Below are 14,054 nucleotides of genomic sequence, written 5' to 3'. Positions count from 1 at the left end.
GCTGTTGATGATCACCCTGTGCCAATATGTCCATAATCTCATCAGGGAATACAGCTATGTTACAGCTATCGGTGCAAAATACTATATACCTGTCATATTTCACGTTGCGGCTTTGCCGGCGGCCGCGGCGTTGCGGTTTAGCGCATGACCTTATCGCCGCGCGACAGGCCGACCACGCCGGACCGCGCGACTTCGACAATTTCAGCCGCTTCGCGGATGGTCGCCAGGAACGCGTCCAGCTTATCGCTGGCGCCCGCCAATTGCACGGTATACAGCGTGGGCGTCACATCGACGATTTGCCCGCGGAAGATATCGGCGCAACGTTTCACCTCTTCGCGATGGGGACCGCTGGCCTGCACTTTCACCAGCATAATTTCCCGCTCCACATGGGTGCCCTGCCCATGGCCCAGTTCGCTGACGCGCAACACATCGATAAGCTTATGCAGCTGCTTTTCGATTTGTTCAAGCACTTTGGCGTCCCCCACGGTCTGGATGGTCATGCGCGACAGGGTGGGATCGTCGGTCGGCGCCACGGTAAGGCTTTCAATATTATAACCGCGTTGGGCGAACAGGCCGATAACCCGCGACAACGCGCCCGATTCGTTTTCCAGTAAAACCGATAAAATCCGGCGCATGATCAGGTCCTCTCCGTTTTGCTTAACCACATTTCATCCATACCGCCGCCGCGAACCTGCATGGGATAGACGTGTTCCGAGCCATCGACCATCACATCCACAAATACCAGGCGATGCTTCTGGGCCAGCGCCGAGGCCAGCTTGCTCTCAAGTTCATCCGGCGACTGTATTGCGATGCCCACATGACCGTAGGCTTCCGCCAATTTGACGAAATCCGGCAGGGATTCCATATAGGACTGGGAATGGCGACCGGAATAAATCATATCCTGCCACTGTTTGACCATGCCCAAATAGCGGTTGTTCAACAGCACCACCACCACGGGCAGACCGTATTGCAGCGCGGTGGACAGTTCCTGGATGTTCATTTGGATACTGCCGTCGCCGGTTATGCAAATGACGGTTTCGTCGGGCAGCGCCAGTTTCGCGCCCAGCGCCGCCGGCAAACCGAAACCCATGGTGCCGAGTCCGCCGGAATTGATCCAGCGGCGCGGCTCGTCAAAGGGATAGTAGAGCGCGGCGAACATCTGATGCTGGCCGACATCCGAGGTGACATAGGCTTTGCCTTCGGTCAAACGATACAGCGCCTCGACCACGGCCTGGGGTTTGATTTTACCGCTGTCGCGGTCATAGTCCAGACAATGGCGGGCCCGCCATTGTTCAATCTTCTGCCACCAGTCGCGCAATGCGTCATAAGGCTGCGGCGCATCGCCCTGATTGAGTTGCTCGAGGATTTGCATGAGCACCTGCCGGGCATCGCCGACAATGGGGATATCCGCCGTCACCGTCTTGGAAATGGACGCCGGGTCGACGTCAATATGCAATATGGTGGCGTCAGGGCAGTATTTCAGCAGGTTATTGGTGGTGCGATCGTCAAAACGCACGCCAACCGCGAAGATCACATCGGCTCCATGAATGGTCATATTCGCTTCATAAGTGCCGTGCATACCCAGCATACCGAGATGTTGGCGATGGGTGCCGGGGAAACTGCCCAGGCCCATCAGCGAGCTGACCACGGGGATGTTCAGTTTTTCCGCCAGTTGGCGCAGTTCCTGGTGACAGCCGGCGGTAATCGCCCCGCCGCCGGTGTAAATCACCGGCCGCTCGGCGGCCAGCAAGGTCTGCGCCGCCCGGCGAATCTGGCCCTTGTGCCCTTGCACCGTCGGATTATAAGAACGCATCGATACCGACTCGGGATACACGTAAGGCAGTTTCACGGCGGGATTCAAAATGTCTTTGGGCAAATCGATGACAACCGGCCCCGGACGGCCGGTGGACGCGAGATAAAACGCCTTTTTCAGCACGTCCGGGATGTCCTCGGTTTTCTTGACCAAATAGCTGTGTTTGACCACTGGGCGGGAGATACCCACCATGTCGCATTCCTGGAACGCGTCAAAACCAATCAGCGTGCTGGCGACTTGTCCGGAAATCACCACCAGCGGGATCGAATCCATATAGGCGGTGGCGATACCGGTTATCGCGTTGGTGGCGCCGGGACCCGATGTCACCAGCACCACGCCCACCTGGCCGGTGGCGCGGGCGTAGCCATCGGCCATGTGTACCGCCCCTTGCTCGTGGCGCACCAGAATATGATCGATGCCGCCGAGCGTATGCAAAGCGTCATAAATGTCCAGCACGGCTCCGCCGGGATAACCGAATACATGTTTCACGCCCTGATCAATTAACGATCGGACCACCATCTCGGCACCTGACAACATCTCCATGGGTTCGCCTCCAGGCTTTCAAAAGTTCTGCGGCGGCCGTCGCGCGGGCCGTCGCCGGGTACAGGTAAAGTCGTGACAATGACATCTGAATGACGTGTCGTTATGAATGATGACCGGTAACGATAACGCCAGTTGATGGCCCAGGCAATTGGCAAAAAAAACACGGACCGGCATTGAAACAGTCATTACTCCGTCATTCAGGTTAATAGCGATATAAAATAGCGTCTATAATGGGTTTATCACCCCTGTGGGCTGCTTGTTGCGACAATAACGGCAATTCACATCGTTGCAACCGGGCAAACGTTTGCGAAGGATGATAAGCATTATGTATGAAATGTTGACATTAAAGAACGATTCATGTACCAATAAATATCAATACACCATTATGACGTGGACGCCGACTGATCATGTTCGTTTCTGCCCGCCTACTCAGCCTACTACTACTCGCACTTTCGATGCGCGGTACGCTGGTACGCGGAGTGTAGAAACGCCCCCTGACGTCCCAGAGAAAAAAACCCGCGCATTGCGCGGGTTTTTTTATGCCTGCAATGCGCCTTGATAACGACATAGGATCCGATATGAGCGAACAAGTAATTATTTTCGATACCACCCTGCGCGATGGCGAACAAGCATTGCAAGCCAGTCTGAGTGTGAAGGAAAAGCTGCAGATCGCCCTGGCGCTGGAAAGAATGGGTATCGATGTGATGGAAGTGGGTTTTCCGGTTTCCTCGCCGGGCGATTTCGAGTCGGTCCAGACTATCGCACGCCAGATCAAAAACAGTCGGGTATGCGGCCTGGCCCGCTGCGTCGACAAGGATATCGATGTGGCCGCCGAGGCCCTGCGCGTCGCCGACGCTTTCCGTATTCACGTTTTTCTGGCCACCTCCACCCTGCATATCGAATCCAAACTGAAACGCAGTTTTGACGAAGTGATGGACATGGCGGTGCGTTCGGTCAAACGCGCCCGCAATTACAGCGACGACGTGGAGTTCTCTTGCGAAGACGCCGGCCGCACGCCCATCGATAACCTGTGCCGCATCGTCGAAGCGGCCATCGCCGCCGGCGCCCGTACCATCAATATCCCCGACACCGTCGGCTATACGACCCCGCTGCAATTTAGCGGCATCATCTCCTCCCTGTTTCAGCGCGTGCCCAATATTGATCAGGCCGTAATTTCCGTGCATTGCCATGACGATCTGGGCATGGCGGTGGGCAACTCCATTGCCGCGGTGCAGGCCGGCGCCCGCCAGGTGGAGGGGACGCTGAACGGTATCGGCGAGCGTGCCGGCAATACCGCGCTGGAGGAAGTGATTATGGCCATCAAGGTGCGCGCCGACATTTTAGGCGTCCATACCGGTATACGGCATCAGGAAATCTATCGCACCAGCCAGGTAGTCAGCCAATTATGCAATATGCCGATTCCAGGCAATAAGGCGGTGGTCGGCGCCAATGCCTTCGCCCACTCGTCCGGTATCCACCAGGACGGCGTGCTGAAAAACCGCCAGAACTATGAAATCATGACGCCGGAAAGCATCGGTCTGAAAGAAGTCCAGCTCAACCTGACTTCTCGCTCCGGCCGGGCCGCGGTTAAACACCGCATGCAGGAAATGGGTTATCGGGAAGAAGACTATAACCTGGAAGAACTGTACCAGGCCTTCTTGAAACTGGCGGATAAAAAGGGCCAGGTGTTCGACTATGATCTGGAAGCGCTGGCGTTTATCAATAAACAGCAGGAAGAGCCCGAACATTATCGGCTGGAGGCGTTCAGCGTTCAGTCCGGCTCCCATGACATCGCCACCGCCTCGGTCAAATTGGCCGTAGGGGATGATGTCATCGCCGAGGCGGCCACGGGAAACGGTCCGGTTGACGCGGTATACCAGGCGCTGAACCGCATCACCGGCTACCCCATCAAATTGCAAAAATACCAGTTGACCGCCAAAGGCCAGGGACGAGACGCGCTGGGCCAGGTAGATATCGTGGTGGAATATCAGGGCCGCCGCTTCCACGGCGTGGGATTGGCCACGGATATCGTCGAATCTTCGGCCAAGGCCATGATACACGTCATTAATAATATTTGGCGGGCGCAGCAAGTGGAAATCGAACTCAAACGTCTGCAAGGACAGAATAATAAACGGGACTATCAGGAAACGGTATAACATGAGCAAGACACATCACATAGCGGTATTGCCGGGCGACGGCATTGGTCCGGAAGTCATGGCGCAGGCCCATAAGGTGCTGGACGCGGTGCGCCGGCGCTTCGGCACGCGCATTACCACCGCCGAGTACGATGTCGGCGGCGCGGCCATCGACCGCCAGGGTTCGCCGCTGCCCGCCGCCACGGTCGCCGGTTGCGAGCAGGCCGACGCCATTTTGTTCGGTTCGGTGGGCGGGCCCAAGTGGGAACATTTGCCCCCTGATGAGCAGCCGGAACGCGGCGCATTATTGCCGCTGCGCAAGCATTTCAAATTATTCAGCAATCTTCGTCCGGCCCGGCTCTACCCCGGTCTGGAGGCGTTTTGCCCGCTGCGCGCCGATATCGCCGACCGGGGTTTCGATATCCTGTGCGTTCGCGAACTGACCGGCGGGATCTATTTCGGCCAGCCGAAAGGCCGGGAAGGAACCGGCAAACATGAGCGCGCCTTCGATACCGAGGTCTATTACCGCTTTGAGATCGAACGTATCGCCCGTATCGCTTTCGAGTCCGCCCGCAAGCGCCGGAAAAAGGTCACATCCATCGATAAAGCCAATGTGTTGCAGTCTTCCATACTGTGGCGGGAAATCGTCACCGACATCGCCGGGGATTATCCCGATGTGTCGCTGGCCCATTTGTATATTGATAACGCGACCATGCAGCTCATCAAGGATCCGTCGCAATTCGACGTCTTGCTGTGCTCCAACCTGTTCGGCGACATTCTCTCCGACGAATGCGCCATGATCACCGGCTCGATGGGCATGCTGCCCTCCGCCAGCCTCAACGAACAGGGTTTCGGCCTGTACGAGCCGGCCGGTGGTTCGGCCCCGGATATCGCCGGTAAAAACCTGGCCAATCCCATCGCGCAAATTCTCTCCGCCGCCCTGTTGCTACGATACAGCCTCGGCCTGGACGATGCGGCCGACGCCATTGAACAGGCGGTTAACCAGGCGCTGGCCGCCGGTCGACGCACCGCCGATTTGGCCGGCGGCGGACCGGCGATCGGCACCGATGAAATGGGTTCAATTATTGCCGGTTATATCACTGAAGGGGCATGAATATTATGGGCAAGTCGTTATACCAAAAATTATATGATGCACATGTGGTTTATCAGGCGCCGGAAGAGACGCCTTTGTTATATATCGACCGCCATTTGGTCCACGAAGTGACATCGCCCCAGGCCTTCGACGGATTGCGCGCCATGGGCCGTCCGGTGCGGCAGCCGGGTAAAACCTTCGCCACCATGGATCACAATGTCTCCACCCAGACCCGGGACATTAACGCCAGCGGCGAGATGGCCCGTATTCAGATGCAGGAGCTGATTAAGAACTGCGCTGAATTCGGCATCCAGCTTTATGATCTCAACCATCCCTATCAGGGCATCGTTCATGTGATCGGGCCGGAACAAGGCATGACCCTGCCGGGCATGACCATTGTCTGCGGCGATTCCCATACCGCCACCCATGGCGCCTTCGGCGCGCTGGCCTTCGGCATCGGCACATCGGAAGTGGAACATGTGCTGGCGACCCAAACCCTGAAACAGGGCCGGGCCAAAACCATGAAGGTCGAAGTGACCGGCAGCGCCGCCGGCGGCATCACCGCCAAAGACATTGTGCTGGCGGTGATCGGTAGCATCGGCTCCGCCGGCGGCACCGGTCATGTCGTGGAATTCTGCGGCGAGGCGATTAGCGCATTGAGCATGGAAGGCCGCATGACGCTGTGCAACATGGCCATCGAAATGGGCGCCAAAGCCGGTTTGGTGGCGCCTGACGACACGACCTTCGCCTACTTGCAGGGCCGTCAGTTCGCTCCCAAAAGCGATAACTGGCCAAAGGCGGTGGCCTACTGGAAGACGCTGCGCTCCGACGACGACGCGGTATTCGACAAAATCGTCACTCTCAGGGCGGAAGACATCGCGCCACAGGTGACGTGGGGCACCAACCCCGGCCAGGTTATCGCCATTAACGAAACGATCCCCTCCCCCGACGCGTTCAGCGATCCGGCCGAGCGCAATTCCGCCGCCAAAGCCCTGGCCTATATGGATTTACAGCCCGGTATCCGCCTGACCGAAGTCAGTATTGATAAGGTTTTCATCGGTTCGTGCACCAATTCGCGCATCGAGGATTTACGCGCGGCGGCGGCTATCGCCAAGGGCCGCCGCGTGGCGGCCGGCGTGCAAGCCATCGTTGTGCCGGGTTCCGGCCCGGTCAAGGCTCAGGCGGAAGCCGAGGGATTGGATAAGATTTTTATCGAGGCCGGGTTCGAATGGCGCCTGCCGGGCTGCTCCATGTGTCTGGCGATGAACAACGATCGCCTCAATCCCGGCGAACGCTGCGCCTCCACCAGCAACCGTAATTTCGAAGGCCGTCAGGGCCGCGGCGGCCGAACCCACCTGGTCAGTCCGGCCATGGCGGCGGCGGCGGCGGTCGCCGGACATTTCGCCGATATTCGCGAATTGAATTAAGGAAACAGCACCATGGCTAAATTTACGCAACACACCGGGCTGGTGGCGCCGCTGGACGCCGCGAATGTGGATACCGACGCCATCATCCCCAAACAGTTTCTGCAAAAAGTCACCCGTACCGGTTTTGGCCAGCATTTGTTCAACGATTGGCGTTTCCTGGACAATGACGGCCTTAAGCCCAATCCCGATTTTGTGCTGAACAGGCCCCGCTATAAAGGCGCCAGTATTTTGCTGGCCCGGGAGAATTTCGGTTGCGGCTCCTCCCGCGAGCACGCGCCCTGGGCCTTGACCGATTATGGTTTCCGGGTGGTGATCGCCCCGAGCTTCGCCGATATCTTCTATAGCAACAGTTTTAACAACCAATTGCTGCCGGTGGCGCTGCCCGCCGAACAGGTCGATGAATTGTTCAAGCTGGTGGCCGCCCGCGAAGGCGTGACCTTTATGGTGGATCTGGAACGTCAGCAGGTCATCGCCGGCGATAAAACCTACCCGTTCGCCATCGACGCTTTCCGCCGCCACTGCATGATCAACGGGCTGGACGCCATCGGCCTGACTTTACAGCATGAAGCCGACATCGCCGAGTACGAAAACCGGCAGCCGGCGTTTTTGCTTTAAGTCCCCCATAAAAAAAACCGGCGGGCGGAAGCCTGCCGGCGGATAAGTCATCCAAACTTCTTACGTTTGTCTGCGGCGATGAGTCCATCATCGCCTCATACCCCCGGCGCTACAGCCACCGTCGGTATTCCTCCTCGGACAGGCGGTGAATATGTCATTGGGTTACCTGCAATAGCGCCGCCATTCGGGACCGCGCCAGAGCCGCCCCATTTCCTGTCCGTGCCGCATTGCCGCAAGCCCGTAAATAACGCCGATAAAAACGTCGCAAGACGGCACTATTCATCATGTTGCTCCCGGCAGTCGCTTTCGATATGAACAGTATCGGCTTATTATAGGGGAAGAAAAATGGATGGCTTTTCCCGGAGATTTCCTCTTTTATGGCCTCGCCCCGCTTACAACAGCAATTTATCCGTCTCTGGCAAAGTTGCCAGGGCCAGCCGCAGGACACCACGTTGCAGGCATTGGCGCAATGCCTCAATTGCTCGCGCCGCCACGTGCGTTCCCTGTTGAAAACCATGCAAGACATGGGGTGGTTGGAATGGCGCTCGGAAGCCGGGCGCGGTAAACGCTCGCGCCTGATTTTCCACTATACCGGCCTGGCCTTGCAGCAACAGCGCGCCGAAGACTTGCTGGAAAACGATCGTATCGATCAACTTGTACAACTGGTAGGCGATAAAGAACGGGTGCGGCGGATGCTGCTTTCCCACCTGGGCCGCAGCTTTCGTGAAGGGCGGCATATTCTGCGGGTTCTGTATTACCGTCCGTTACTGAACCTGCTGCCCGGCACGCCGCTGCGCCGCTCGGATAACCATATCGCCCGGCAAATTTTCAGCGGTCTGACCCGGATAAATGAGGAAAACGGGGAACTTGAAGCGGATTTAGCACACCATTGGCAGCGGATTACCGCGCAGCACTGGCGTTTTTATCTGCGTCCGGCCATTCATTTCCACCATGGACGGGAGTTAACGGTGGATGACGTCAGCCAATCTCTGCTGCGCCTGCGCGATCTTGCCCTGTTCGGCCACATCCTGGAAGTCCGCGCGGTCGCCGTCAATACGCTCGACATTACCCTGTCCGACCCGGACGAATGGTTGCCGTGGCTGCTCAGCAGCGTACCGGCAATGATTCTGCCGCAGGAGTGGGCCAGCCTGCCGGATTTCGCCCGCCGTCCCGTGGGTACCGGGCCTTACGCCATCGTCGACAACCGGCCGGAACAATTGAAGATGCGCGCCTTTGACGACTATTTTGGCTATCGGGCCCTGATTGACGAAGTCAATGTCTGGATACTGCCGGATCTTTCCGCCGAACTAACCTATCTGGCGATGCAGGTACAAGGAGACGACAGCCGGCGGGATGAATTGGAAACCCGGTTGGGAGAAGGCTGTTATTTTCTGTTGTTCGACCAGCGCTCGCCGCTAATGGCCGATCCCGATATCCGCCGCTGGCTGTGCGAAAACATCGATCCGATATCTCTGCTGGCCGAGGCGGGCACGGCCTATCAGCATTACTGGACCCCGGCCTACGGCATTCTGCCCCGCTGGTATCATGGCCAGTCCGCCAAACCCTGGCCGAAGCCGGCGGGACTGACGCAATTAACTTTGACGTTCTACAGCAACCACGCCGAGTTCGACGATTTGTGCCAGACCCTGGCACGGGTTCTGGCCCGCCAGGGTATCACCCTGAAAGTGAATCAGTTGGATTATGCCGACTGGTACCGGGGCGCGGCGCCAAGCGATGTGTGGCTCGGCAGCGTTAACTTCGCCCTGCCCCTGGAATTCTGGCTGTTCGCCGCGTTTTATGAAATGCCGCTGTTGCACCACTGCCTGCAAACGGATTTCGCGCGCGAAGCCGAGGCATGGCGCCACAAGCGATTGGTTTTGCCGGAATGGTGCCGTTCGCTGGTGGCCAGCCATCATTTGCTGCCGTTGCTGCATCATCGCTTAATCCTGCAAGGGCAGCGCAGTATGCGCGGCATCCACATGAATACCCTGGGTTGGTTCGACTTTAAATCCGCCTGGTTTGCGCCGCCGGAAATCTAAACGTAAACGCTGTCAAGAGTGGGATAAACCCATTACAATGAACCTGTTCTCAACGGGGTGCCATCAACGCCGGGCAACGGTTCGGCGAAGAGCGCTGAGAGTATACCCGTCGAACCTGATCCGGTTAATACCGGCGAAGGGATTTGAGAAGCGCTGCGCTATCTCGAAGACCTTGGCCGCCCTTATTCTGCAGGAGCGCAAAGTGTCGAAATTCTGGTTATCCACCCTGTTATTGCTGGCCGCTTTCCCGGTATTGGCCAAACCAACCCTGACGGTCTACACCTATGATTCCTTCGCCTCGGAATGGGGCCCCGGACCGGCGATTAAGAAAGCCTTCGAAGCCGACTGCGGCTGCGAGCTGAAATATGTGGTGCAGGAAGATGGCGTGGCGTTGCTGAACCGTTTACGCCTGGAGGGGAAAAACAGCAGCGCCGATGTGGTGCTCGGTCTGGACAATAATTTGCTGCAAGCGGCGCGGGAGACCGGTCTCTTTACCCCCTACCAGGTAGACACCGCCGCGCTGACGGTGCCGGGCGGCTGGCATGACGACACATTCCTGCCGTTTGATTATGGCTATTTCGCCTTCGTTTACGATAAAAACAAACTGAAAAATCCGCCTACCAGCCTGCGCGAACTGGTGGACGGGACGGCGCCGCTGAAAATCATTTATGAGGATCCGCGGACCAGCACGCCTGGTCTGGGTCTGCTGCTCTGGGTGCAAAAAGTCTACGGTGATAACGCGCCGCAAGCCTGGCGGCGGCTGGCGAGCAAAACCGTCACGGTACCCAAAAGCTGGAGCGAGGCCTACGGCCTGTTTCTCAAAGGCGAGGCGGATATGGTGCTAAGCTACACCACGTCGCCGGCCTACCATATCCTGGAGGAAAAGAAGAATAACTACGCCTGGGCCCCGTTCAGCGAAGGACATTATCTGCAAGTGGAAGTGGCCGGTCAGTTGGCCGCCAGTAAACATCCCGCCCTGGCGCGGCAATTCATGCAGTTCATTACGTCTAAAGCCTTCCAGCAGACCATCCCCACCGGCAACTGGATGTATCCGGTGATAGCGATGCCGTTGCCGGCCGGTTTCGGTAAGCGACCGCAGGTGACGCTAAGCTATACGCCGGCCGAAGTCGCCGGGCATCGTCATGCCTGGACCCAGACATGGCTGAACGCCGTCAGCCAGTAATCCCCGCCTGGCTATGGCCGGGACTGTCGGCGGCGGCGTTTTTACTGACCGTCGCGCTGGCGGCGATGGGCGCGCTGGGGTTCAACGCCCCCGCGCCCCATTGGCGGGCGATTCTGACCGATGCCTATTTGTGGCATGTGCTGCGCTTTACCTTTTGGCAGGCGTTCCTTTCGGCGGCGCTGTCGGTACTGCCGGCGATTTTGCTGGCCCGCGCCCTCTATCGACGCCGTTTTCCCGGCCGGCGGCTATTGTTGCGATTTTGCGCCATGACGCTGGTCATGCCGGTATTGGTGGCGGTTTTCGGTATTCTCGGGGTTTATGGCCGCCAAGGGTGGTTGGCCCAGGTGAGCGCCGCGCTGCATCTGCCTTATCACTTTTCCCCCTACGGGCTGTGCGGGATCTTGCTGGCCCATGTGTTTTTTAACCTGCCCCTTGCCACCCGGTTATTATTGCAGGCGTTGGAAAGCATCCCCATAGAACAGCGCCAGTTGGCGGCCCAATTGAATATGGTTGGCTGGGATATGTTCCGACTGCTGGAATGGCCCTGGCTGCGCCGGCAGCTGACGCCGGCGGCGGCGCTGATCTTCATGCTATGCTTCGCCAGCTTCGCCACCGTGCTGGCGTTGGGCGGCGGCCCGCGGGCCACCACCATCGAACTGGCGGTTTTTCAGGCGCTCAGTTATGACTACGATCCCGGCCGCGCCGCTTTTCTGGCATTGTTGCAGATGGCCTGCTGCCTGGGACTGGTGTTGCTCGGCCAGCGACTGGCGCGCGCCTTGCCGGCGGGCGATACCCAGGCATTGCCGTGGCGCAATCCCGGCGATCGGGGACGCGGCCGGATCATCGACGGCATCGTGATTATCCTGGCGCTGCTGTTTCTCCTGCCGCCGATGCTGTCGGTGGCGGTCGGCGGAATAAATCGGGATTTGCCGGCGGCGCTGGCGCAGCCGGCGCTGTGGACGGCGATGCTGACCTCGGTGAAAATCGCCCTCGGCGCGGGTTTGCTTTGCCTGTTGCTGACGACCATGTTGCTGTGGAGCGGACGGGAGTTCCGGCTACGTCGGCGTTATTGGCCGGCGCAGTTGCTTGATCTCAGCGGCATGGTGATCCTGGCGATGCCCGGCATCGTGATCGCCACCGGCTTTTTTCTTCTGGCGAATGAAAGCGTCGGACTGCCGCAATCGCCTTACGGACTGGTTATTATCACCAACGCGCTGATGGCAATACCCTACACGTTGAAAATCCTGGAATCGCCGATGCTGGATCTGGCGGAGCGCTATTCCCGGCTATGCCTGTCCCTGGGCATCCGCGGCCACAACAGGCTCAGGCTGGTGGAATGGCGGGCGCTGCGTCAACCCCTTGCCCGGGCGATGGCCTTCGCCAGCATTTTGTCCATCGGCGACTTCGGCGTGGTGGCGCTGTTCGGCAATGCGCAGTTTCGCACACTGCCTTATTACCTGTATCAGCAAATCGGCGCCTATCGCAGCCAGGACGGCGCGGTGAGCGCGCTGGCGTTGTTGCTGCTGTGTTTTGCCCTGTTCACTCTGATTGAAAAACTGGCAGGCCCCCATGATCCGCCTCGATAAGGTTACCTACCTTTATGAACACTTGCCCATGCGCTTTGATATCCGACTGGCGGCGGGGGAAAAAACGGCGATACTCGGACCGAGCGGCGCGGGCAAAAGCACCCTGCTCAACCTGATCGCCGGATTCCTGGCGCAAAGCAGCGGCCGGATTTGGCTAAACGGCGAGGACCACAGCGCGACATCCCCCGACCGGCGGCCGGTGTCGATGCTATTCCAGGAGAACAACCTGTTTGCGCACCTTAGCGTGGAGGAAAACATCGGTCTGGGACTTCATCCCGGCCTCAGACTGACCGAACGGCAGCGGGAAGAGGTCCGTCAGACCGCGCGGCGGGTCGGCCTTGGCGATTTGCTCGAGCGGTTGCCGGGCCAATTATCCGGCGGCCAGCGCCAACGTGCGGCCCTGGCGCGGTGCCTGGTGCGCGATCGCCCCATCCTGCTGCTGGATGAGCCGTTTTCCGCGCTGGACCCGGCGCTGCGCAACGAGATGTTGCAGCAAGTCGAGCAGGCTTGCGAACAACGCGGCCTAACCCTGCTGATGGTATCGCATAACCTGGACGACGCCCTGCGCATCGCGCCGCGCACCTTGCTGGTGGCGGAGGGACGGATTTACTACGACGGCCCGACCGAAAGACTGGCCAGCGGTCAGGCGCGCGAAGCCTCGTTATTGGGTATCCCGCCTCATAACCTGACCACCCGCCAAAAGCAATGAGCATAGGTGGGCATCAGGGGATGGCGGATAAGCAATGTGAACACCGCCGCCAGCGCCGCCAGGGACATCGGCGCCAGCCAGCGCAGTCTTCGCGGCGTCAGCCAGCGGGCCAGGCGGTCGTTCGCGCCGTTGCCGCTGCGGCGCCAACGCCAAAGCAGCCATGCCGCCAACCAGAGCAACAGCGCGCCGGCCAGCAGCAGCCAGCGGAATGCGCCGGTATGCGCGCCCGCGGGGATATTGATGGCCACGCCGGCCAGAATGCCCGGCAAGAAATAGACCGGCGGCCAGGCCAGGCAGCCGATAACATTCGGCAGGGCGAATTTTAGCGGCGGCAGATCCAGCATCCCGGCCACCAGCGGTACCAGCGGCCGGGTGGGGCCGACGAAGCGGCCGATAAGCACCGTCAGCAGGCTATGACGGTGCAGGGCATATTCCGTCTTATTGAGCATTGTCCGGTGTTTTTGCATAAAAGCGCTTTTTTTCAGAGGCTTTTTGAAACCGTGACCCAGCAGGTAAGATATCCAGTCGCCGCAAAAGCAGCCAATAATCCCGGCGGCCCATGCCGGGTAAAAACCGAGGGTTCCGCCGCCTATCAACGCGCCCAGGCTAGCCATCATCACCGTCCCCGGCAACAGCAGGCCGACCAGGGCCAGCGACTCGAGAAACGCCACCAGCGCCACGGCCATAAGCGAAAATGCCAGGGATTGATTGACTAAAGACTGCAAAAAGGCGTCCATAAACCCTCGTAAAAAATCGAACTGCCGGATTGTCGTGGCTTGAGGCGATAGCGTCAATGATTGTTTTGTATAAATGTTTGGCGCAACGGGTTCATGCCGGCCGCGCTGGACAATGACTGTATAAATACTCATACTTATCCGGCATAACGGCGGTAACGTCCGGCCGGTCGGCGA

At 58.8% G+C, this 14,054-nt stretch carries 11 protein-coding genes and 1 riboswitch; of the genes, 8 read left to right on the top strand and 3 right to left on the bottom strand.

Annotation, left to right across the window (positions count from 1 at the left end; all coding sequences use genetic code 11):
* Positions 1–137: 137 nt before the first annotated feature.
* Both ilvN and ilvI read right to left on the bottom strand, forming a co-directional pair.
* The gene (gene ilvN / locus FCN80_RS01450) at positions 138–635 is read right to left on the bottom strand and encodes an acetolactate synthase small subunit (protein WP_170975293.1); all 498 of its coding nucleotides are present in this window, start codon (positions 633–635) and stop codon (positions 138–140) included.
* Between the two features lie 2 nt (positions 636–637).
* Entirely contained in the window at positions 638–2,356 is a 1,719-nt protein-coding gene (gene ilvI / locus FCN80_RS01445; protein WP_136988076.1) for an acetolactate synthase 3 large subunit, read from the bottom strand.
* Positions 2,357–2,934: 578 nt separating this feature from the next.
* On the opposite strand from ilvI, the gene leuA reads away from it, so the two are divergent.
* The 8 genes from leuA to thiQ all read left to right on the top strand — a co-directional run bounded on the left by leuA (position 2,935) and on the right by thiQ (position 13,143).
* The gene (gene leuA / locus FCN80_RS01440) at positions 2,935–4,512 is read left to right on the top strand and encodes a 2-isopropylmalate synthase (RefSeq protein WP_136988074.1); all 1,578 of its coding nucleotides are present in this window, start codon (positions 2,935–2,937) and stop codon (positions 4,510–4,512) included.
* A gap of 1 nt (position 4,513) precedes the next feature.
* A complete protein-coding gene (leuB, locus tag FCN80_RS01435) occupies positions 4,514–5,605 on the top strand; it encodes a 3-isopropylmalate dehydrogenase (RefSeq protein WP_136988072.1) in 1,092 nt (363 codons plus the stop codon).
* Positions 5,606–5,610: 5 nt separating this feature from the next.
* Complete coding sequence (gene leuC, locus FCN80_RS01430) at positions 5,611–7,011, top strand: 3-isopropylmalate dehydratase large subunit (protein ID WP_136988070.1); 1,401 nt, start codon at positions 5,611–5,613, stop codon at positions 7,009–7,011.
* Between the two features lie 12 nt (positions 7,012–7,023).
* Positions 7,024–7,626: a 3-isopropylmalate dehydratase small subunit gene (leuD, locus tag FCN80_RS01425; protein WP_136988068.1), complete on the top strand. Its 603-nt coding sequence runs from the start codon at positions 7,024–7,026 to the stop codon at positions 7,624–7,626.
* Positions 7,627–8,003: 377 nt separating this feature from the next.
* A complete protein-coding gene (sgrR, locus tag FCN80_RS01420; RefSeq protein ID WP_136988066.1) occupies positions 8,004–9,665 on the top strand; it encodes an HTH-type transcriptional regulator SgrR in 1,662 nt (553 codons plus the stop codon).
* 43 nt (positions 9,666–9,708) lie between these two features.
* Positions 9,709–9,825: riboswitch (TPP riboswitch) on the top strand.
* A gap of 42 nt (positions 9,826–9,867) precedes the next feature.
* Positions 9,868–10,848, top strand: coding sequence for a thiamine ABC transporter substrate binding subunit (gene thiB, locus FCN80_RS01415; RefSeq protein ID WP_136988064.1), 981 nt, complete (start codon positions 9,868–9,870; stop codon positions 10,846–10,848).
* The gene (gene thiP, locus FCN80_RS01410) at positions 10,824–12,434 is read left to right on the top strand and encodes a thiamine/thiamine pyrophosphate ABC transporter permease ThiP (protein ID WP_136988063.1); all 1,611 of its coding nucleotides are present in this window, start codon (positions 10,824–10,826) and stop codon (positions 12,432–12,434) included. Before thiB ends, thiP begins: the two co-directional genes overlap by 25 nt.
* A complete protein-coding gene (gene thiQ / locus FCN80_RS01405) occupies positions 12,418–13,143 on the top strand; it encodes a thiamine ABC transporter ATP-binding protein ThiQ (RefSeq protein WP_136988061.1) in 726 nt (241 codons plus the stop codon). The genes thiP and thiQ overlap by 17 nt, the downstream gene beginning before the upstream one ends.
* Here the strand turns inward: thiQ and FCN80_RS01400 are convergent.
* A complete protein-coding gene (locus tag FCN80_RS01400) occupies positions 13,113–14,012 on the bottom strand; it encodes a DedA family protein (RefSeq protein WP_230492422.1) in 900 nt (299 codons plus the stop codon). The genes thiQ and FCN80_RS01400 overlap by 31 nt on opposite strands.
* Between the last annotated feature and the right edge of the window lie 42 nt (positions 14,013–14,054).

Origin of the sequence: Martelella alba (assembly GCF_005217455.1) — a bacterium.
Lineage (GTDB): Bacteria > Pseudomonadota > Gammaproteobacteria > Enterobacterales > Enterobacteriaceae > Acerihabitans.
The sequence above is the reverse complement of the archived record's forward strand: the minus strand, read 5'-3'. Positions and strand labels throughout refer to the sequence as shown.